The organism is Sphingobium sp. CCH11-B1, from assembly GCF_001556865.1.
Taxonomy (GTDB): domain Bacteria; phylum Pseudomonadota; class Alphaproteobacteria; order Sphingomonadales; family Sphingomonadaceae; genus Sphingobium.
Genome location: NZ_LSJY01000211.1, coordinates 1 through 19,583, shown reverse-complemented (window position 1 = coordinate 19,583; position 19,583 = coordinate 1). Strand labels below are relative to the sequence as shown.

18 protein-coding genes and 3 pseudogenes are annotated in these 19,583 nt (G+C 61.1%); 5 read left to right on the top strand and 16 right to left on the bottom strand.

All coding sequences use genetic code 11. The features are described 5' to 3' along the window. Nucleotides 1-832 precede the first annotated feature (832 nt). Nucleotides 833-1,864: an IS110 family transposase gene (locus AX724_RS21665; RefSeq protein WP_066771173.1), complete on the top strand. Its 1,032-nt coding sequence runs from the start codon at nt 833-835 to the stop codon at nt 1,862-1,864. Between the two features lie 207 nt (nt 1,865-2,071). On the opposite strand, the pseudogene AX724_RS21660 reads toward AX724_RS21665, so the two are convergent. Then, a pseudogene (locus AX724_RS21660) lies at nt 2,072-2,713 on the bottom strand (IS701 family transposase); the annotation flags it as partial. A gap of 129 nt (nt 2,714-2,842) precedes the next feature. Between AX724_RS21660 and AX724_RS21655 the strand changes: the two are divergent. Beyond that, entirely contained in the window at nt 2,843-4,402 is a 1,560-nt protein-coding gene (locus tag AX724_RS21655) for an integrase catalytic domain-containing protein (RefSeq protein WP_231736791.1), read from the top strand. A 115-nt stretch (nt 4,403-4,517) separates the two neighbouring features. Here AX724_RS21655 and AX724_RS21650 read toward each other — a convergent pair. From AX724_RS21650 to AX724_RS24985, 4 genes and pseudogenes are all read right to left on the bottom strand, one after another. Next, a pseudogene (locus AX724_RS21650) lies at nt 4,518-4,898 on the bottom strand (IS66 family transposase); the annotation flags it as partial. Between the two features lie 31 nt (nt 4,899-4,929). Next, nucleotides 4,930-5,286 (bottom strand): IS66 family insertion sequence element accessory protein TnpB, encoded by a 357-nt coding sequence (gene tnpB, locus AX724_RS21645; RefSeq protein ID WP_066771160.1) that lies wholly within the window; start codon nt 5,284-5,286, stop codon nt 4,930-4,932. After that, on the bottom strand, nt 5,283-5,717 hold the full coding sequence (gene tnpA / locus AX724_RS21640) for an IS66-like element accessory protein TnpA (RefSeq protein ID WP_066771157.1): 435 nt from the start codon (nt 5,715-5,717) through the stop codon (nt 5,283-5,285). Before tnpA ends, tnpB begins: the two co-directional genes overlap by 4 nt. Before the next feature lie 84 nt (nt 5,718-5,801). Continuing rightward, nucleotides 5,802-5,933, bottom strand: a pseudogene (locus AX724_RS24985) (IS91 family transposase); the annotation flags it as partial. 32 nt (nt 5,934-5,965) lie between these two features. On the opposite strand from AX724_RS24985, the gene AX724_RS23815 reads away from it, so the two are divergent. Continuing rightward, nucleotides 5,966-6,241 carry an alpha/beta fold hydrolase gene (locus tag AX724_RS23815; protein WP_156448206.1) on the top strand — a complete coding sequence of 92 codons (276 nt, stop codon included), beginning with the start codon at nt 5,966-5,968 and terminating at the stop codon, nt 6,239-6,241. Between the two features lie 38 nt (nt 6,242-6,279). Here the strand turns inward: AX724_RS23815 and AX724_RS21635 are convergent, their stop codons facing one another. From AX724_RS21635 to AX724_RS21585, 11 genes are read right to left on the bottom strand one after another with little or no spacing between them, the layout of a single operon-like run. Further along, nucleotides 6,280-7,929 (bottom strand): electron transfer flavoprotein-ubiquinone oxidoreductase, encoded by a 1,650-nt coding sequence (locus tag AX724_RS21635; protein WP_066771154.1) that lies wholly within the window; start codon nt 7,927-7,929, stop codon nt 6,280-6,282. Between the two features lie 40 nt (nt 7,930-7,969). Continuing rightward, a complete protein-coding gene (locus AX724_RS21630; protein ID WP_066771151.1) occupies nt 7,970-8,899 on the bottom strand; it encodes an electron transfer flavoprotein subunit alpha/FixB family protein in 930 nt (309 codons plus the stop codon). A gap of 28 nt (nt 8,900-8,927) precedes the next feature. After that, nucleotides 8,928-9,674: an electron transfer flavoprotein subunit beta/FixA family protein gene (locus tag AX724_RS21625; protein ID WP_066771148.1), complete on the bottom strand. Its 747-nt coding sequence runs from the start codon at nt 9,672-9,674 to the stop codon at nt 8,928-8,930. Between the two features lie 16 nt (nt 9,675-9,690). Beyond that, on the bottom strand, nt 9,691-11,277 hold the full coding sequence (locus tag AX724_RS21620; RefSeq protein ID WP_066771145.1) for an OprO/OprP family phosphate-selective porin: 1,587 nt from the start codon (nt 11,275-11,277) through the stop codon (nt 9,691-9,693). Then, nucleotides 11,274-12,065: an HpcH/HpaI aldolase/citrate lyase family protein gene (locus tag AX724_RS21615; RefSeq protein WP_066771142.1), complete on the bottom strand. Its 792-nt coding sequence runs from the start codon at nt 12,063-12,065 to the stop codon at nt 11,274-11,276. The genes AX724_RS21620 and AX724_RS21615 overlap by 4 nt, the downstream gene beginning before the upstream one ends. Continuing rightward, the gene (locus AX724_RS21610) at nt 12,062-12,916 is read right to left on the bottom strand and encodes an FAS1-like dehydratase domain-containing protein (protein WP_066771140.1); all 855 of its coding nucleotides are present in this window, start codon (nt 12,914-12,916) and stop codon (nt 12,062-12,064) included. Before AX724_RS21610 ends, AX724_RS21615 begins: the two co-directional genes overlap by 4 nt. Continuing rightward, nucleotides 12,913-14,031, bottom strand: a complete 1,119-nt coding sequence (locus AX724_RS21605) for a CaiB/BaiF CoA transferase family protein (protein WP_066771137.1) — start codon at nt 14,029-14,031, stop codon at nt 12,913-12,915. The genes AX724_RS21610 and AX724_RS21605 overlap by 4 nt, the downstream gene beginning before the upstream one ends. Continuing rightward, entirely contained in the window at nt 14,031-15,194 is a 1,164-nt protein-coding gene (locus tag AX724_RS21600; protein WP_066771135.1) for an acyl-CoA dehydrogenase family protein, read from the bottom strand. The genes AX724_RS21605 and AX724_RS21600 overlap by 1 nt, the downstream gene beginning before the upstream one ends. Nucleotides 15,195-15,216: 22 nt before the next feature. Next, nucleotides 15,217-16,701 carry an aldehyde dehydrogenase gene (locus tag AX724_RS21595; protein WP_066771133.1) on the bottom strand — a complete coding sequence of 495 codons (1,485 nt, stop codon included), beginning with the start codon at nt 16,699-16,701 and terminating at the stop codon, nt 15,217-15,219. A gap of 13 nt (nt 16,702-16,714) precedes the next feature. After that, nucleotides 16,715-17,326 carry a thiamine pyrophosphate-dependent enzyme gene (locus AX724_RS21590; RefSeq protein ID WP_066771131.1) on the bottom strand — a complete coding sequence of 204 codons (612 nt, stop codon included), beginning with the start codon at nt 17,324-17,326 and terminating at the stop codon, nt 16,715-16,717. Then, nucleotides 17,314-17,853, bottom strand: coding sequence for a thiamine pyrophosphate-binding protein (locus AX724_RS21585; protein ID WP_066771129.1), 540 nt, complete (start codon nt 17,851-17,853; stop codon nt 17,314-17,316). The genes AX724_RS21590 and AX724_RS21585 overlap by 13 nt, the downstream gene beginning before the upstream one ends. A 113-nt stretch (nt 17,854-17,966) precedes the next feature. On the opposite strand from AX724_RS21585, the gene AX724_RS21580 reads away from it, so the two are divergent. Together AX724_RS21580 and AX724_RS21575 are read left to right on the top strand one after the other, a co-directional pair. Next, on the top strand, nt 17,967-18,911 hold the full coding sequence (locus AX724_RS21580; RefSeq protein WP_066771126.1) for a LysR family transcriptional regulator: 945 nt from the start codon (nt 17,967-17,969) through the stop codon (nt 18,909-18,911). A 121-nt stretch (nt 18,912-19,032) separates the two neighbouring features. Beyond that, entirely contained in the window at nt 19,033-19,554 is a 522-nt protein-coding gene (locus AX724_RS21575) for an MFS transporter (RefSeq protein ID WP_066771121.1), read from the top strand. The last annotated feature ends 29 nt before the right edge of the window (nt 19,555-19,583 follow it).

The following is a 19,583-nucleotide window of genomic DNA, read 5'->3' as shown; positions in this document are numbered from 1 at the left end:
AATCGCTTACGCCACTCCCGCCAACCCTCTCACCCGCCGCGGTGAATAAGACAGGCTAAGGCTGCCAGCCATTTCGAAACCTTGATAGCTCAGCTCCGGCGGGTTGCTTTCGAACTCGATCGCGCGAAGGCGCTTTCCCTCAACGGTGGCGCGGGCATCGGATGCTTCCTAGTCGCTATAGTTCATCACGGTCCAGGCAATCTGCTGGTCGTCAGGGCCCCTTTTAGACGCCGATCACCCCGCTAACGGGGGCCTTTTGCACGCCGATCCACACGCATCGCAAAACCAAGAGAAATCAGACAACTCAAAGCCTCGTGGCCAGCAATGCATCACAATCCCTTTACCGCGAAAACCCGGCCATTGCGTTCGAACCCTGATAGGAAACCGGTGTGGCCATATGGCCTCAATCGACAGCGACCAAGAGGAGACGAAATTGGGAAGGGCGATGCCCGCCGGTCTTTTCCGGGTAAGCGGTCAGCCGTTGCCCCAGTACCCGCGCGCGCTCTTGAAAGGCAGGCCGGCACGATGGAGATCAACCAGCGTTTCGGCTAGCTTCACCGCGGCCACTATGGGTGGGATGATCGGCACTCCATTATAGTCTCGTATTCCTAACACTACTTTGGCAGAAGTGAGATTGACGCGCTTGAGAGAGCGCCTCCGCAATGAGGGCATTGGCCTGGCGGTGGGCGCGAGAGGCGGTCAAGGATGGCTTGGCGGACTGCCGGCAGGCTGGGCTGAGGTGGTGGCCCGGGGACTCTTTATGGGATGGCCCGCCCCTTTTCCCCGGCATCGGGTATGATGCCGGTGCTTGAGAAGGGAAAGGAACGGACCGATGTCTATTGTGATCCTTGGCGTTGATCTGGGCAAGAACGCTTGCAGCATCGTCGGTGTGGATGCGACCGGGGCGGTTGTCCTGCGCCGATCGATGCGCCGACAAACACTGATCGATTACGTCTCGAAGCTACCAGCATGCATTGTGGCGATGGAGGCGTGTTGCGGCGCTCATCATATGGGCCGTCTCTTCGCCGATCATGGGCACGAGATCCGGCTGATGTCACCGGAATACGTTCGCCCCTACGTGAAAGCGCAGAAAAATGACGACCGGGATGCCGAAGGCATCGCCGAGGCAGCATCACGCCCGACGATGCGCTTCGTAGAACTCAAAAGCCAGGATCAGTTAGACATCCAGACCCTTCACCGCGTCCGGTCCCGTTTGGTGGCTGAGCGCAGGAGCCTGATCAACCAGTTGCGTGCGATCATGCTGGAGCGCGGCACGATTTTCCCTGTTGGTCGTCGGAAGCTGGAACTGGGTGTCGATGCCTTGCTCACTCAGGAAGAGACTGCGCTCTCCTCTCGGATTCGTCGGCTCATCGGTGACCTTCGTGCCGAATGGCGGGATCTCGATGAGAAGATTGAGAGCCTGAACGCGGAGTTCGTCGAACTCGCTCGCAACGATGCCGCAGCCCGGCGCCTGACATCCATCCCCGGTATCGGAGTGCTCAACGCTACCGCGCTGATCGCAGCGGTTGGCAATGCCGGCAGCTTCGCCAAGGCCCGAGACCTGGGGGCATGGCTTGGCCTTGTCCCACGCCAGCATACCACCGGAGGCAAACCGTGGCTGCTGGGTATCTCGAAACGCGGCAACACCTATTTGCGAACCCTGCTGATCCATGGTGCCAGGGCCAGCCTGCCCTCGATCTCTCGAAGTGACACGCCACTTGGGCGATGGCTCAAAGCGATGCTGGAACGGGGTGTTCACCGCAATGCTGCCGTGGTCGCCCTGGCCAACAAGCTGGCGCGGATCGCTTGGGCCGCTTTGCGTAAGGGCGCAACCTTCGAACGCAGCTACCCCGTTGCCATTTGAACCGATCGGCCTGATGCTCATCTGGGCATAGGCCAGCGTTGTTTGCAGGAAGGATTGGAAAGATGGCCTGACAGTCGACCAGCATCTGGAAAGCCCGGCGAAAAAAATGGCACCTGCTGCCGAACTCTTTATCGTGGCTCCAGATGCGCGGATCTCCATCTTGGCCACGGGCGTGCCCGTGAGACCGTATACGTTGACGCAGACTGATCAGATCACCTCAAAATTCCACTTGCAGACGGGGCGGGCCATACGTTTTTTCCGTCCCGCCTGAGCGAGCCTGCGGGTCTGAAGGAAGGCATAGGCCATCATTGTCATCAGAGAGTGGCGATGCAGCCCGATCCAGGAGCGACCCTCGAAGTGGTCGAGGCCGAGTTCTTCCTTGAGCTGCTGATGCGCCTGCTCGCAGATCCAGCGCGCCTTGATCGCCCCCGCGAGGTCCCTCATCGAGGTATCGGCCGGTAGGTTCGAGAGGTAGTATTTTCGCTCCCCGGTCGAGCGATGCTCGCCAACCAGCCATGCTTCTTCGCCGGGTATGTGTTGAGCTCCGGCTGCGCCGATCCGCTGTGGCGCACCATCGGCGATGCGTACACGCACGGCGGCAAAGCGCGCTGACAGGCGCCCCTTCGTTCCCCGGCGCCAGCTGACCTGACGCCACTTTACGTCTTCGAGCATGGCGTGCGCGGCCCGGGATTTGACGTCGGGCACGTGCCGTACACGCGGACGCCCGCGGTTCGCCACCGGGAAGATCAGTTGCACGTCGGCAGGATAGACCTTCTGATGCCGGGGGATGCCGACGGCCCAGCAAAGATCCCGTGCGCTCAATGCCTGCCGGAACGAGGCGGATAGGCCATTGTAGCGCGACAAACAGGATGAAGATTCGTATTGCCTCACGCGCATTGCCTCGCCAGAAATGCTCCTTTGAATTGAGTGTTGCCTCATCAGAAATATTCCTGAGCCAGCGGCGTCGGGAGGATGGGAATGAGGAAAGTGAGCATGGCGACACGGGAGGAGTTGATCTCGGCGGTTCGAGATCGATATCAGTCAGCGCACCGCAGGGAAAAGAGCCGCATACTGGATGAATTTGTTCGGATCACAGGCTATTGCCGCAAGCATGGGATGCGCTTGATGCGGTCAGAACGGGCCACGCGGCAAAGTTCTCGTCCTGGCCGACGCCTTTACGATGACGCGGTCCGCAAGGCGCTAACGGTGCTGTGGGAGGCCTCTGACCGCATCTGTTCGAAACGATTGAAGGTGATGATTCCGATTTTGGTGGGCGCGATGGAACGCAGCGGCCATCTCGATCTCGACGGTGCGATAAAAGAGCGACTGCTGCAGATGAGCCCGGCTACGATCGATCGGGCTTTGAAGGAAATTCGCGCGACGGCGACTGGCACCCCGCGGCGCAGGACCGCTGGGCAAACTGCTCTGCGGCGCAGTATCCCGATCCGGACATTTGACGACTGGGACGATCCGGCGCCCGGCCATTTTGAGGCGGATCTGGTTTCGCACAGCGGCCCTGTGGCGAAAGGGAGCTTTGCGCAAACGCTGGTCTTGACGGATATCGCCACGGGCTGGACCGAATGCGCACCCCTGTTGTTCCGCGAGCAGAATTTGCTGGTCGCGGTACTTAACGAAATGCGCGTTCAGCTGCCGATGGCGGTGCTTGGCTTCGACACCGACAATGACAGTGTCTTCCTGAACCCGACGGTGCGCGACTGGTGCGCGGCGAACTCGATCACCTTCACTCGATGCCGCCCCTATCGCAAGAACGACCAGGCATGGGTGGAACAGAAAAATGGCGCCATCGTGCGCCGCGTAGTCGGCTATCGCCGCTTCGAGGGCATCGAGGCGACCAGCGCACTGGCCGAACTCTACGCGCTGCAACGATTCTACGGAAACTTCTTCCAGCCATCCTTCAAGCTGGCGGAAAAGCACCGCGACGGTGCAAAGGTAATGAAACGCTATCACGCCCCGGCGACGCCGGCCCAACGCCTGATCGACGATCCCAGGACGACCGATGTGGTACGCGCTCAGCTCGCCGAAACAATGGAACGGCTGGATCCCGTGAAGTTGCTGCGCCAAATCCGCGATTGTCAGGAGCGGCTTGTGGCGCTGGCCGACAAGCCTGGCGGGGCCGTAGTGGCGAATGACATAACGCTCGATCAGTTCTTTGCGGGTTTGCGGACTGCCTGGCAGATCGGGGAAGCAAGACCAACGGCTCGAGCAAAACCGCAACCCAAGCGCGGCCGACGCCGGCCAGACCCAGTGGTGGCCGTCACGGATCAACTCCAAGCCTGGTATCGTGCCGAGCCATGGTGGACAGGGCGCGAACTTATGGAGCGACTGCAGCGGGAACACCCTGACCAATATCCGGACAAGCTTTTGCGGACCATTCAGCGTCGACTCAAGATATGGCGAGCCGAAGAGGCACAGCGCTTGGTCTTTGGTCCCCGCAAAGTAGCCGACGAAATTTTTGCACATGTGGGGACAGAGCCGGCTGCGCTACGCTTCGCCGGCTCTGTCCCCACATGCCCTTGATCTGGCTAACGGAATACAAGACTGCTAAGGGAACATTTAGGTGAGGCAACCGAACCATCGTTCGGGAACATCTCTCCGTGAGGCAATACGTTTCTCAACCTGAATGTCGCGCGACAATCTGGTGGAGCGCGCCGCCGCAGCAGGGGCAGGCCTTGTCCTCGACATCGACCACCTGCTCGATCCGCTCGAGATGGGCCGGCAACGAGCCGCGGTTGACCTTGCGCGGGCGATCCGCCGATGCCCGGCTCGCCTTGTCCACGGCGTGCTGGGCCTGGGCCAAGGCCATCTCGACCTCTTCCAGGGCAAGCTCGAACTGATCGGGATCGAGTTGCTCGGAACGGCGGCCAAACCGGTGCCGCTGCAGGGCCTCGATGATCGCCTTCAGGCGTTCAACCTCGGCCTGGAAAACCTTCAGAACATCAAGCTCACGGGCCTGCTCGAGGACGAGCGCGCGGAGCGCTTCGACGTCGTTGGGGAGATCCGCTTCCATGAGCATGGAAGGAGTGAATCAGTAGGAGGAGCCATCGTCAACCGGCAATCTGCGGGGCGATCGGGCGGCGTCCGCCATGCACACGGCGCCAGTCCAGACCCTCGAGCAAGGCGCCCAACTGCGCCGGCGTCAGGCGCATCACGCCGTCCTGGATGGCCGGCCACTTGAACCCGCTGGATTCCAGCCTCTTGGCCATCAGGCACAGCCCTGTGCCATCCCACCAGACGAGCTTGATCCGATCACTGCGCTTGGCCCGGAACACGTAGATTACGCCAGAATAAGGATCACCGCCGTACTCGACACCGACCAGCGCGGCCAACGCGTCGGGTCCCTTGCGGAAATCGACCGGGCGTGTGGCCACCATGACCTTGGCACCTGCGCCGGGTCCGATCATCGGGTAACCCGGAGCGCTTCGATCACCGCGGCAATCACCCCGGCATCGGCGCCGCGGCTGATCTTCACCGCAACGCCGTCGATCTCCAGTTCCACTGCGCTCGCCTTCGCGCGCCGTCGCTTCTTCGGCCGCTGGATCGCAGGCGTGAACTCCTCCGCGGCAACGGCATCGACGACGGCGGGAACAAAAGCCGGCACAGCCGCGCCCTGGCTCTCCAACTGCTTGCGGAGCTGCCGGCGCCAGGTGAACAACTGCGACGGGCTCATGCCATGCCGCCGCGCAACCGAGCAGACCGTCTCCTGCCCGGAAAAGCTCCCGGCCAGGATCGAAGCCTTGACCTCCGGCGGCCAATCCCGCCGCCGCCCCGCACCAGTGAACACTTCGAAGCGGGTTACCCGGCTAGTGCCAGCATCATCACATGGCATCGTCATAGCACCAGCGCCCTCCATCCGATCAGGGCGCTGAGACTCGGCGCTGTGCTTCAGCCCCGCAAGGTGGGGACGCGGCACCGCTTACGGAGAACCGAAGGGTGGCTTGGCGTATACTACCCAGGACATCTTGCGCAGAGGCCTGAGCGTGGCGGCAAAGGCGCGGCTGTCACTGAGGCCGCTCAGTGCGCCGAAAAACTGCAGGCACCCGCACTCATGCGAAGGGGCCGGTCGCAGACAAGATAAAGGCGATGGCCGAACGCGTTGGGCAGGCGGCCTTCGTCAGGCAGCAGCGTGCTATTCTGGATCGCCCGGAGAGCCTTGAGACACTTCGACAGATTCATGTGCCGACGCTGGTCGCGGTTGGCGATGGTGACGTCCTTACACCTCCCGAAGACTCAAGGGAAATTCATCACGGGATTACCGGATCGCATTTTCATCTCTTGACCAAATGCGGCCATCTTCCCCCGGTCGAACAACCCTCTCAAACTGCTCAGCTGCTAAGAGACTGGCTCACGGATGCATGACGGTAAATTATCTCTTCCCACCGTGAGGGGGGGAATGGCTACATATTCGGATAGGTAGGCCCGCCACCGCCTTCCGGCGTGACCCATTCGATGTTCTGGGTCGGGTCCTTGATGTCGCAGGTCTTGCAGTGGACGCAGTTCTGCGCGTTGATCTGCAGTTTCATGCCCGAACCATCCGGATCGACGAATTCGTAGACGCCCGCTGGGCAGTACCGCGCCTCGGGCCCGGCATAGACCGGCAGATTGATCGCGGTTGGAACCGTGGGATCCTTGAGACGCAAGTGGACCGGCTGGTCTTCCTCGTGGTTGGTGAAAGAGTAGGACACGCTGGTCAGGCGGTCGAAGCTGATCACGCCGTCCGGCTTGGGATAGGCGATCGGCTGGTAAAGATCGGCGCGCTGCGTGCACGAGGCATCGGTGTGATGCTTCATCGGCTTGGCCAGGCCGAAACCGAACAGCGTGCGCAGCCACATGTCCGCGCCGGCCAGGATCGTGCCCAGCTCGCCGCCCCATTTCGCCACCATCGGCTCGGCATTCTGGACGAGCTTCAGTTCCTTGGCGATCCAGCTTTCGCGCACGGCCGTGTCGTATTCGGTCAGCGCATCCTGCTCGCGGCCGGCCAGAATCGCGGCGGCAATCGCCTCGGCCGCCAGCATGCCGCTCTTCATCGCGGTATGCGTGCCCTTGATACGCGGCACGTTGACGAAGCCGGCCGAGCAACCCGCCAGCACGCCGCCCGGGAAGGCGAGTTGCGGCACCGATTGCCAGCCACCCTCGTTGATCGCACGCGCACCGTAGGCGACGCGCTTGCCGCCTTCCAGGATCGCGCGGATTTCCGGGTGCTGCTTCCAGCGCTGGAATTCCTCGAACGGATAGACGTAGGGGTTCTTGTAATCGAGCGCGGTCACGAAGCCGAGCGCGACCTGGTTGTTCGCCTGATGATACAGGAAGCCGCCGCCCCAGGCGTTGTTCTCGCTCAGCGGCCAGCCCTGCGTGTGGATCACGCGGCCGGGAACGTACTTGGCGGGATCGATGTCCCACAGTTCCTTGATGCCCAGGCCGTAGATCTGCGGTTGGCAATCGGCTTCCAGATTGTACTTCGCCTTTAGGCGCTTGGTCAGGTGACCGCGCGCGCCCTCGCAGAACACGGTGTATTTGCCGAGCAGGTTCATGCCCGGCTGGAAGTCACCCTTGGGATTGCCTTCGCGGTCAACGCCCATGTCACCGGTCTGCACGCCGATCACGGCACCGTTGTCGTCGTAGAGTATCTCGGCGGCGGGGAAGCCGGGGAAGATCTCTATCTCCAGCGCCTCGGCCTGTTCGGCCAGCCAGCGGCAGAGATTGCCCAGCGAGCCAGTGTAGTTGCCGTCGTTCGACATGAACGTCGGCATCATCAGATGCGGCAGGGAGAACTTTTTCTTCTTCGTAAGGTGCCAGTGCCAGTTGTCCGTCACCGGGGTCTCGGCCAGCGGGCAGCCGTCCTCGCGCCATGTGGGCAGCAGTTCGTCGAGCGCCTTGGGATCGATCGTCGCGCCCGAGAGGATATGCGCGCCGACCTCCGAGCCCTTTTCGAGCACACAGACCGACAGCTCCGGATCGACCTGCTTCAGCCGGATCGCCGTAGCCAGTCCCGCAGGCCCTCCGCCCACGACGACGACGTCATACGGCATCTCTTCGCGTTCAAGCATGTTCGTTTCCGAGTCTCGAAAAGGGTTCGGTGAATTGAATTCAGAGCTTGCCGGTAAGCTCCGGCACAGCGGTGAAGAGGTCCGCCACGAGGCCGACGTCGGCGACCTGGAAGATCGGGGCGTCCTCGTCCTTGTTGATGGCGATGATGGTCTTGGAGTCCTTCATGCCCGCAAGGTGCTGGATCGCGCCCGAAATGCCGACCGCGATGTAGACTTCCGGCGCCACGATCTTGCCGGTCTGGCCGACCTGGTAGTCGTTCGGCACATAGCCCGCATCGACTGCGGCGCGCGAAGCACCGACAGCGGCGCCAAGCTTGTCGGCGAGCGGCAGGATGACCTGCTCGAACGTCTCCGAATCCTTCAGCGCACGGCCGCCCGAGACGATTACCTTGGCGCTGGTCAGCTCCGGGCGCTCGGACTTCGCGAGTTCGGCACCCACGAAGCTGGAGAGGCCCGCGTCACCGGCACCGGCGACGTCTTCGATCACGGCCGAACCGCCCTCGGCAGCGGCCTTCTCGAAGGCGGTGCCGCGCACGGTGATGACGAGCTTGGCATCGCTCGATTCGACGGTGGCGATGGCGTTGCCCGCGTAGATTGGGCGGGTGAAGGTCTTCTCGCCCTCGACGGAGAGGATGTCCGACAGCTGCATCACGTCGAGCAGCGCGGCCACGCGCGGAGCGAGGTTCTTGCCGGTGGTGGTGGCGGGCGCCAGGAACGCGTCGTGGTGGCCCATGAGGTCCACGATCAGCGGCGCGACGTTTTCGGCCAGCGCGTGTTCATAGGCAGCGTTGTCGGCCAGGTGGACCTTGGCGACGCCGGCGATCTTCGCGGCGGCTTCGGCAGCGGCACGGCAGCCTGACCCTGCGACCAGCAGGTGGACTTCACCCAGCTTGGCGGCAGCGGTGACGGTGTGGAGCGTCGCGTCCTTGACCGACGCGTTGTCGTGTTCGACCCAAACGAGCGTCTTCATCGTTTCAAATCCTTCCCGGGCTGTGCCCTCAGGCGACGCCCAGTTCCTTGAGCTTAGCAACGAGGCCATCAACGTCGGCGACCTTGATACCGGCCGAACGCACGGGCGGCTCGGAGACCTTCAGGGTCTTGAGGCGCGGGGCGATATCGGCGCCGAAATCGGCGGCGGTCTTCACATCGAGCGGCTTCTTCTTCGCCTTCATGATGTTCGGCAGCGAAGCGTAGCGCGGCTCGTTGAGGCGCAAGTCGGTGGTGACGATCGCGGGCAGAGCCAGCTTGACGGTCTCCAGACCGCCATCGACTTCGCGGGTCACGGCAACGTGATCACCGTCAATTTCGACCTTGCTGGCGAACGTGCCCTGCGCGCGGCCGAGCAGCGCGGCAAGCATCTGGCCGGTCTGGTTCGAATCGTCGTCGATCGCCTGCTTGCCGAGGATCACGAGGCCGGGATTCTCTTCGACGACGATCGTCTTGAGAATCTTGGCAACCGCGAGCGGTTCCACTTCGGCATCGGTCTCGATCAGGATCGCGCGGTCGGCGCCCATGGCGAGCGCGGTGCGCAGGGTTTCCTGCGCCTTCGCCGGTCCGACCGAGACGGCGATGATTTCCCCGGCCTTGCCCGCTTCCTTGAGGCGGATAGCTTCCTCGACGGCGATCTCGTCGAAGGGGTTCATGCTCATCTTGACGTTGGCCAGATCAACGCCCGAGCCATCCGCCTTCACGCGCGGCTTTACATTATAGTCGATCACCCGTTTCACGGGCACGAGGATCTTCATATCGAAACTCCAATCATCAGAATGCGATTTCGGCACGGGCTGCGAGCGTGTCTCCAGTGTCGGGTGACTGAAAACTCCCTGTGCGATTGTTGGTGCGCCAGCGTATGTAATTGAACATCAGGCGGAAATAGTTGGTGAAGTACCAGTTGGTCCCAAGCGTGATTGCAGACCCGGAGCCGCCGCCCGGAGTCGACCGATAATCGAGTGTTTCGTAACGCCCGACCAACTCTACCCCACCCATGCCTCCATCACCCATGAGGGGCGAGCGGATGTTCGGCGCGACATAGGTTCCGCTACGCGATGCATAGGTTGGCTTTTCCCCGGTCAGCCAGAAGCCGCTGTTGATCGACAAAGCCTTGAAATGCGCGTGATCGATTGGTGCTCCGGGCAGGAAGCTGATGGCGCGCTCCCCATATTCGGCAAAGAGGTAGGCCGACCGGTATGTACCGCCGGCCTCGAGACCAAAGGCTTGGGATCCGCGCACTCGTGTGAGCGCAGGCGATTCAACCCGGATGTTCGTGTTGAGAAATCCGGAATTGATCGTATTGGTCGTACTCGCGGCGGTCGCTCGAGAAACTCTTTCGTCATAGGCCCAACCGCCAAGATGAATGAGCCCGGTATCGGTCAGGATTGGATTCCAGTGCGCGCGGCCCATGAAAATGCGCGAATCCGAGCGGGCATAGTCTGCGTCCACGGGGTCACCGTGGATGGCCAGAGACGCATGCCAGTTCTTGGCCCCTGCGCGGGCAGAGACGCCCATGAGGAATATGCGTCCGCCAGGCGCCAGCGCCGTCGAATTGACATTGAGATTGATGAACGGATCTGCCGTCGCGGCCGTCGCAACCTCCATTCCCCGATCGGTCAACAGGCTGCCGGCGCGGATGTCGGCATCGACCTTCCCGATCCGCTGGCGGTAGCCGACGAAGGTGTTTGTGACTTCCGTTTGGTTCCGGCGATAATCGACCTCGAACTGGTAAAAGATGTGCTGGCCTAAGGTACCGACGGCACCAAAGCGAAATTGCCGCAGGCCCGATACGCTGATGTTGCGTGCATCAAAATTCGATCCGGAAGTGGTCTGGAAGTCCGCAAGTATGCGCCCGCGCGGCTTGAAGGAGAACCGGCCATCCCGGCTCGACAACACAGGAGCGCCACGGCTCCAGTCGGCCTGAATGTCGGGAGGCAGATGATTTTGCTCCGAACTGATCTGGATATTGCCCTGACGGACCGGGGCCGATTTGTTGGAGTCCGGCGAACGATGTTCTATCGGAGGTAATGTCAGGCCGGGAGATGGAGCACTCGCTACCTGGGCACTCGTGCCCGGGCGAACGGCGGGCGAAGCTTTCGCCTGTGCGTCGGCAATCAATCGGTCCGCTTTCTCCCGAGAAATCAACTTCTCGTCGACCATTTCCTCAATCAATGCCAGGAGTGTCCGATAGGTCGTAGCAGCATCGCCAACTGGGGGGGCCATAACCGGCTGGGCCATCGCGGGGCTCGCCACGAGCAGGACGGTCACAGAGGCGGTGGACGACAGGATCTTCAGAATTTTCACATATCTCTCCACGACCGGTCGCTCTTTGGCGATCTCGGCAAATGTGACGTTCAATTGTCCTTGATCGCCAAGTTCAGCAGGGCATGGGCCCGCAGGCGAACCGGTGCATCCACCATGGCGCCCAGCACTGATGCGGCGCCGTCGCCGCTTGCCAGCGCCGCGCGTGCCCAAGCCAGTTCGGCTTCGGTTGGACGAAACCCCTCGCGGACCGAAGAAATTTGCTTGGGATGGATTACGAGCTTGCCACCGAAACCAATCATTCTGGCGTGCCGTGCGTCACTCAGTGCTGCATCGGGGTCCGCGATTTCGGTGGTAACGCCGTCAAGCGGGGCCGGGAGTCCGCCAAGGCGCGACGCGAATACGAGTACCGACCGCGCATGAGCAAGAGCCTCACGGTTGTGCGCGCATCCCAAATCCGACGAATAGTCGACCGAGCCGAAGGCGAGTCGCGCAGCCTGAGCACTTTCCGCAAGCTCCTTGGCCGCTGCAACACCCTTCACGGTCTCAACCAGCGCGAGGACAGGATGTATGTTGCGAACTACTGCCAGATCGGCCACCCGCTCGCTCTTGGGTAGCATGATGCCGGCAAACGGTAGACGCGCAGCAGCAGCCAGATCATCCTCATGCCATGGCGTTCCGACCGCATTGACGCGAACGATGACTGGCAAATCGGTGAACCCGGTATCTAGCGCTGCGCGTGCCGCGTCTTTGGCGTCTGCTGGAACCGCATCCTCCAGATCGAGGATAATCGCATCCGCACCGCTGGTGGCAGCCTTGATGAACCGCTCTGGCCGATTAGCCGGGACGAAGAGCGGCGACACGATAGTTTCGAGCGCGATCATGCCCAGGACGCCTCCGCCTGCATTGCAACCGGGCCATCGGGGCGAGCCGTCCAGAGCGACAATTTCCCGCCTTCGATCTTGCCGGCATGCAGGCCCACCAGATCGCAATCGAACAAGGTTGACACGCTCTTGAAGGAAAAATGATCGGGGGGGGTACCGCCATGCAGACGTGCTGCGAGATGCAAGAGCATCGTGGCCTGGAGCGGACCGTGCACGACTAGCCCACGATATCCCTCCACGCCGGTGGCGTAGGGGGTGTCATAGTGAATACGGTGGCCATTGAATGTCAACGCGGAGTAGCGGAACAGCAAAGGCGGCGTCGCCATCAGGGTGACGACGGTATCGCCGAGCGGAGCTGGATCGATGGTCCTGGCGGGCGCTGCAGCGGGCTCCAGCGCACGATAAACGATCGTCTGCCGATCCCGCGCCACTATGCTGCCTTCGCCGGAAATTTCATGATCGACCGTGACGAAGCAGAGGGTCCCGGTGCGACCTTCCTTCACAACGACATCTGCGATCCTGGAGTGCCTCGTCACGGTTTCTCCGACTAGAAGATCGCCCTCGAACGCGATGTTGCTGCCTGCCCACATCCGGCGCGGGAGAGCCACAGGCGGCAGGAAACCTCCTCGCGCAGGATGTCCATCTTCGCCCAATGCCCCCATCGGCGCGGCTGGCTGACAAAGGCAGAAGTGGATCAGCCGCGGTGCTGGCGCGCCCCATTCCGGTACAGCGCCAGGAAGAGCCAGCGTCGCGTGAAAGCGTTCGACGAGCGAAGGTGTGAGAATGTCGGACTGCGTCTCCTCCGCACCAACCCAGTGCTTGAGATGATCCACATCAAGCGTATCGGTCATGTCTCATTCTCCTCGGGCTGGCTGCCTAGCGCCGGAACGCTACGATAGCTGCGCGCTTCTCCCATCAATCGCGGCGCGGGGGCCGGGAATGCGACCGGACCCGCCGGTGTGTCGACTTCGATACGGCGCAGATGCGGATGCGCGGAAAGCGCCGCCATGTCATTCAGGCCAGCAAAGGCAACGTCGGCGGTAACCAGACGGTCCCTTGCCTCTTCCTCACCCATGAAGGCGAATGCCTCTGCGACAAGAGCATCTGTCTGTTCGCGATTGGTGACACGCGCCACGTTCGTCGCGAAGCGCGGGTCTGCGCCATAGGCAGCATCGCCGAGAAAGACTTCGGCGAACTTGCGCCATTCGCGGTCGGACTGGATGGAAAGCAGAATCTGCTTGCCGTCCCGCGCGGTGAAGAGCCCATAGGGCGCGATCGACGGATGCGCCATGCCGATCCTGTGAGGCGGCTTGCCACCTTCTTGGTGCAGGAGAGGGACGGTGAGCCAGTCGGCCATCACGTCGAACATCGATACGCGGATGTCTGCTCCTTGACCGGTGACGCCGCGGGCAATCAATGCTTCAAGGATCGCCGCATGCGCCGTCGCTCCCGTGGCGATGTCGACAATCGAGATGCCAACCCGGGCCGGTGCTTCCGGGCCGCCAGTAACAGACGAAAGCCCGGACTCCGCCTGGATAAGCAGATCATAGGCCTTGCGACTGGCCATAGGGCCATCCTCACCATAGCCACTGATCGAACAGATGATCAGGCGGGGATGCGTTTCGCGTAATTTCTCCGGAGCGAAGCCGAGCCGCGCTAGAGCGCCCGGCTTCAAATTCTGTACCAGCACATCAGCGCTGTCGATCAGCCTGCCCAGTTCAGCCTTCCCGGCAGGGCTGGCGAGATCAAGCACGATGGAATGCTTCCCGCGATTGAGCCACACGAAATAGCTGCTTTGCCCACCCGGCGCTACGGTATCGTAGCCCCGTGCAAAATCTCCCTCCGGCCGCTCGACCTTGATCACCCGTGCGCCCGCATCGGCGAGGCGCGAGGTGCAGAAGGGGGCAGCGACTGCCTGCTCTATTCCGATAACGGTCAGGCCCTCCAGGGGCAGGCGCCCGGTCATCAGTAGGACTTCGGCAGGCCAAGCACATGCTCGGCGACGTAGCTGAGGATCAGGTTCGTGGAGATCGGCGCGACCTGATAGAGGCGTGTCTCACGGAACTTGCGTTCGACATCATATTCGTTGGCGAAACCGAAGCCGCCATGGAACTGGATGCAGGCATTTGCGGCCTCCCAGGATGCCTTGGCGGCAAGATATTTGGCCATATTTGCCTGCGCGCCGCACGGCTCGCCCGCATCATAGCGGCGGCATGCTTCGAACCGCATCAGGTTGGCGGCTTCCACCTCAATGAAAGTTTCCGCGATGGGAAATTGGACACCCTGATTCTGGCCGATCGGACGGCCGAAAACGACGCGCTCCTTCGTATAGTTGGTGACTCGGTCAACGAACCAGTAACCGTCACCAATACACTCAGCTGCAATCAGCGCGCGCTCGGCGTTAAGGCCGGTCAGGATATACTTGAAGCCCTGGCCTTCCTCGCCGATCAGATTTTCCGCCGGGATTTCGAGATTGTCGAAGAATAGTTCGTTGGTTTCGTGATTCACCATGTTCGGAATGGGCTGGACCTTCATCCCGCTGGCCTGCGCGTCCTTCACGTCAACGATGAAGATCGACAGCCCTTCGGACTTCTTCTTCACCTCGGCCAATGGCGTCGTACGCGCCAGCAGGATCATCAGGTCCGAATGCTGGACGCGGCTGATCCACACCTTCTGCCCGTTGATGACGTACTTGTCGCCCTTGCGGACAGCAGTGGTCTTGATCTTCGTGGTGTCCGTACCTGTGGTCGGCTCGGTGACGCCCATCGACTGGAGTCGTAATTCGCCGGTTGCGATCTTGGGCAGATATTTTTGCCGCTGTTCCTCCGATCCGTGCCGGATCAGAGTGTTCATATTGTACATCTGGCCGTGGCAGGCACCCGAATTGCCGCCAGCGCGATTGATTTCCTCCATGATGACGGAAGCTTCGGTCAGGCCAAGCCCTGACCCGCCATAGGCCTCGGGAATCAATGCCGCCATCCAGCCGGCCTTGGTCAGCGCATCGACGAACGCTTCGGGATAGGCGCGTTCCTCATCGACCTTGCGATGATATTCGTCCGGAAACTCGCTGCACAAGGCTCGCACCGCATCACGGATTTCGTCGAAGCCCTCTCCGGCTGTGGTCTGCATTCGTCTTTCCTCGTGTTATGTTTCAGCGCAGGACAAATGGGTTCGGCACGCCGTCCGCCAGATTGATCCACACGCATTTCGTCTGAAGATACTCGTCAATCGCGTGCTGCCCGCTTTCGCGGCCGATGCCCGATTTCTTGTAGCCGCCGAACGGCGCCATGAAGCTGACCGCCCGATAGGTGTTGACCCACACGGTCCCAGCGCGCAGCCGGTCCGACATGGTGATGGCACGCGCTATGCTCGACGTCCAAACGCCCGCAGCCAGCCCGTAGATCGTGTCGTTCGCGATGCGGATCGCATCTTCGTCGCTTTCGAACGGAATGATCGACAGTACCGGGCCGAACACTTCTTCCTGCGCAATACGCATGTCGTTGCTGACATCGGCGAAGATCGTCGGCTCGACAAACCAGCCGTCGGCCAAAGACGCATCATCTGGCCGCTTGCCACCCAGTACGCAGCGCGCGCCGTCGGCGTTGGCGACGTCGATATAGGACAGCACCTTGTCGCGCTGCTGTGTCGTGGTGATCGGACCGACCTGGGTGGCTTCATCCATCGGATCCCCCAGTTTCGCAGTCCTGGCGATCGCCACGATCTTTTCGACCACCTCATCATAGACCGATCGCTGCACCAGCACGCGCGACCCTGCGATACATGTCTGGCCAGAAGCGGCGAAGATGCCGGAAATCGCACCCCTGGCCGCGTCCTCGAGATTGGCATCCTCGAAGATGATGTTGGGAGACTTGCCGCCCAGTTCCAGCGTCACATGCTTGATGTGCCGGGCCGCCTGCTGGTAGATATGGGCGCCTGTCGCATCGCCGCCGGTGAAGGCGATCTTGGCGACCTTGGGGTGCTCGACCAGTGTCGGGCCGACTTCCCCACCAAAGCCGGTTATGGTGTTGACCACACCTGCCGGGAAACCTGCTTCGGCAAATAGCTCGGCAAAGGCCAGCGTCGATGCAGAGGTGAACTCGCTCGGCTTGATAACGATGGTGCAGCCTGCGGCCAGAGCTGGTGCCAGCTTCCAACACAACAGCATCAGCGGGGAATTCCATGGCGTGATCGCCACAACTACCCCCAGAGGCTCGCGCTTGGTGTAGCTGAACATCTGCGGCTTGTCGGTGGGCAGCACGCCGCCTTCGATCTTGTCTGCAAGACCGCCGAAATAGTGGAACCATTCAGGGATATAACGGACTTGCCCCAGCATCTCCGCATAGAGCTTGCCGTTGTCACGCACCTCCAGTGCAGCGAGTTTCTCGGCATCACGCTCGATAAGCTCAGCCAGTTTGCGCAGCAATTTGCCGCGCTTGGTGGCGGTCAACGCCGGCCAGTCACCGGCTATGAAGGCCGCATGTGCCGCCTCCACAGCCGCCTCGGCGTCGGCTGGGCCGCACCTCGGCAGTTCGGCCCAATCCTTGCCATCGAATGGATTGGCGGTCGGAAACCAGCCGCCATCCTTCGCCTCGACCTTCCGGCCGGCGACAATATTGCGGAATTGTTCGAGCGCCATTCCGCCCTCCTTTTCAGATCGGTGCGTGGCCGAGGGCCGCCCGGAAGCGGTTCTTGATGTACACGCCGTCACGCGGAGGCAGGACACGGGGCGGATTCTCCGCCTTGATCTTGATCGTCGCGAGCTTGCAGCCGGAACGGTCGGCAAGCTTGCCGCGCAGTTCCTCGACGCCCGCCATATCCTCAATCCGATTGGTCCACGAGAAGCCAAGTTCGGCTGCTACTCGGTCGATTTCGACGCCGCGACCAGCATGGCTCTCCTGCAGGCCCGTCTCTCCGAAATGCCCGTTATCCAGCACCGCGAGGGTGAGATTTGCGGGGCGTCGAATGCCGATCGTCGCAAGCGCACCAAAGCCCATCATCAGTTCGCCATCACCAGTGACGACGACAACCGACCGATCAGGCTGCGCCGTGGCTATGCCAAGGCCGACCATTGCGGCGCTGCCCATCGCGGCCCAGAGATAGTAATTACCGTCATGATCACCAGCGGCCATCACATCATAGCTGGCCGAACCCAAGCCGGTGACGACCAGCAGATCACCGCGATCCTTGAGGAGAGCGGAAACAACTTCGCGTCGATCGAGAGAGCCACCCAGCCGGTGACCAGTTTTGCTTACTTGACCCACTTCTTCTCTCCAATCAGGCGCTGGCCCAGCAGCAGGGCGGTGGCGTTGTCGCCGTTGAATGCCATTGTTGCCGCACCATGCAGTAGCGGAGCCACGTCCTTAGGCTCGTCGGCTCGCCAGGTCAGGACACCCATGAGCTTGAGCGCGGCCTCAGTGGCCTGTCCCATTGGGTTTTGCCAAGCATTGAATTCGGCCCAGTCGCCGCGCATCGTCACCGCCATCAAAAGGGGAAATTTGGCCATCGCCTGCAGCGCCAGCGTATTGATGCAATTGCCTACGCCGCTCGACTGCATCAGCAGTGCCCCGCGCTCGCCAGCAAGCCATGCGCCCGCGAGATAGCCAATGCCTTCTTCCTCCGTGGTGAGGACGACCGAGTGGATCTCGTTATCGGCTTCGGCCATCTTGATTGCGGTCGAGTGACCCGCGTCAGGCACATAAACGATGTGCTTTACGTCATGCTGTTTCAGCACGCGGAAAACATCCGCTTGCCAATCGATCGCTTCAGCGACCGCCACGTCCTGCTCCATCCAACAACTCCGGTTCGAATTCCTTTTGAACCTACGACCCGTGCACCTGGATAGCGAATATCGCTTCGGTCAATGAGCTATGCCGAACTTGTATAACTTGCTAAGGCGAGTTCATGGAATTCTCGCAACTCAAGACACTCATCCACGTCGCTGAGCTTGGCAGCATCAGCAAAGCGGCGGATCGACTCGGAATAGCGCAACCTGCGCTGAGCCGGCAGATTCGTTTGCTCGAAGAAGAATTGAAGGCGCCGCTGTTCGTTCGCCATGGTCGCGGAATGGTGCTGACTGATCTTGGTCGACAGGTCCTACGTCCGGCGGGAGAGGTGCTGGGGCGGCTTGAGGAAATTCGGCGGCTTGCGGAAAGGGGCCAGCATTCCTTTATGGGGCGTGTGCGTTTCGGGATGACACCAACGGTCGCCGAGATCATGTCCGTACCCTTGGCCGAGCGGGTTAGGTCAGACCATCCTGGACTTTCGCTCTGCTTGAGCTCCGCTTTTTCGGGACATCTGCTCGATTGGCTCAAGCGTGAGGAAATTGATTGCTGTGTTTCCTACGACCCAGAGGCAAAGGGGGCGGTTCGCACCCGACCCATCCTTGTCGAAACATTGATGTTGGTTGGAGATGCCTCGAGCGACCTGTCGGAGAAGCGTCCCGTTAGCTTTGCCGAAATTGCGACGCGGACGATGGTTTTGCCAAGCCCGATGCACGGCCTGCGCCGGATCGTTGATGACTGTGCATCCCGCGCAGGCATTACGATTACGCCAGCGTTGGAAGCGGACTCCTTCGGCGCTATGATAGATCTTGTTCGCGCAGGCTTTGGCATGACCATCCTTCCGCTCGCACCGATCTATCAGCGAATACGCGCCGGAGAGTTGCGCGTCACGCGCCTGATGGACCCGACGCCAAGTCGACGCGTTGTCATGACCTATCCGGCTGACCGGCCGATCAGCCCCGCCACCCGTTATACAGGCGCAGCCTTTGCCGAGATCGCCGCGCAACTGGTAGCAAATGAAATCTGGGCTGGAGAGATGATCTTGGACGAATTCACCAAGCCATAAAATATCGCTATACCTGAAACTTCGACAAGCCTCTAGCTGATGTCGAGAGTGTGCATAAGCTCGCCATCCGAACAGCCATCATCCCAAATGAAGGATAAGGCATGCTTGAGAGAGGAATGAGATGCACGGTGCGGGCTCCAGGATTGGTAGAGAAAAAGCGGTAACCGACGGTAGCGCGGAAGAATTTCGTAATCCGATCGAAATCGACGCATTATCTACTGCAGGTCGCGTCAGGGCAATCCTGAGCGCGTGCGCGGGCAATATGGTCGAATGGTTTGATTTCTTCATTTACGCCTACACCGCCATCTATTTCGCTCCGACCTTTTTTCCATCTTCCAACCAGACGGCACAGCTTTTATCGTCTGCTGCAGTATTTGCAGTGGGCTTCTTCATGCGCCCTCTGGGGGGATTCGTGTTCGGTCGGTTGGCGGACACAAGGGGGCGAAAGCTCGCCATGACTGCTTCGGTCGCAATTATGTGCTTGGGATCGCTTATCATTTCGATCACCCCGAGCTATTCTGCGATTGGGATGGCTGCTCCCGCGCTGCTGCTTTTTGCTCGCCTTTTGCAAGGGCTTTCCGTGGGGGCTGAATATGGAACGGGCGCGACCTATCTAACCTGTCTTATTCACCGCGGCGGGTGAGAGGGTTGGCGGGAGTGGCGTAAGCGATT

Bases quoted from the DNA above. Each gene is read 5' to 3' on its own strand.
- AX724_RS21600 (WP_066771135.1), bottom strand. From the start codon at position 15,194: ATGCAGACCACAGCCGGAGAGGGCTTCGACGAAATCCGTGATGCGGTG.
- AX724_RS21605 (WP_066771137.1), bottom strand. From the start codon at position 14,031: ATGACCGGGCGCCTGCCCCTGGAGGGCCTGACCGTTATCGGAATAGAG.
- AX724_RS21630 (WP_066771151.1), bottom strand. From the start codon at position 8,899: ATGAAGACGCTCGTTTGGGTCGAACACGACAACGCGTCGGTCAAGGAC.
- AX724_RS23815 (WP_156448206.1), top strand. From the start codon at position 5,966: ATGGCCGAACGCGTTGGGCAGGCGGCCTTCGTCAGGCAGCAGCGTGCT.
- tnpB (WP_066771160.1), bottom strand. From the start codon at position 5,286: ATGATCGGACCCGGCGCAGGTGCCAAGGTCATGGTGGCCACACGCCCG.
- AX724_RS21635 (WP_066771154.1), bottom strand. From the start codon at position 7,929: ATGCTTGAACGCGAAGAGATGCCGTATGACGTCGTCGTCGTGGGCGGA.
- AX724_RS21575 (WP_066771121.1), top strand. From the start codon at position 19,033: ATGCACGGTGCGGGCTCCAGGATTGGTAGAGAAAAAGCGGTAACCGAC.
- AX724_RS21580 (WP_066771126.1), top strand. From the start codon at position 17,967: ATGGAATTCTCGCAACTCAAGACACTCATCCACGTCGCTGAGCTTGGC.
- AX724_RS21665 (WP_066771173.1), top strand. From the start codon at position 833: ATGTCTATTGTGATCCTTGGCGTTGATCTGGGCAAGAACGCTTGCAGC.
- tnpA (WP_066771157.1), bottom strand. From the start codon at position 5,717: ATGACGATGCCATGTGATGATGCTGGCACTAGCCGGGTAACCCGCTTC.
- AX724_RS21655 (WP_231736791.1), top strand. From the start codon at position 2,843: ATGAGGAAAGTGAGCATGGCGACACGGGAGGAGTTGATCTCGGCGGTT.
- AX724_RS21625 (WP_066771148.1), bottom strand. From the start codon at position 9,674: ATGAAGATCCTCGTGCCCGTGAAACGGGTGATCGACTATAATGTAAAG.
- AX724_RS21585 (WP_066771129.1), bottom strand. From the start codon at position 17,853: ATGGAGCAGGACGTGGCGGTCGCTGAAGCGATCGATTGGCAAGCGGAT.
- AX724_RS21595 (WP_066771133.1), bottom strand. From the start codon at position 16,701: ATGGCGCTCGAACAATTCCGCAATATTGTCGCCGGCCGGAAGGTCGAG.
- AX724_RS21615 (WP_066771142.1), bottom strand. From the start codon at position 12,065: ATGATCGCGCTCGAAACTATCGTGTCGCCGCTCTTCGTCCCGGCTAAT.
- AX724_RS21610 (WP_066771140.1), bottom strand. From the start codon at position 12,916: ATGACCGATACGCTTGATGTGGATCATCTCAAGCACTGGGTTGGTGCG.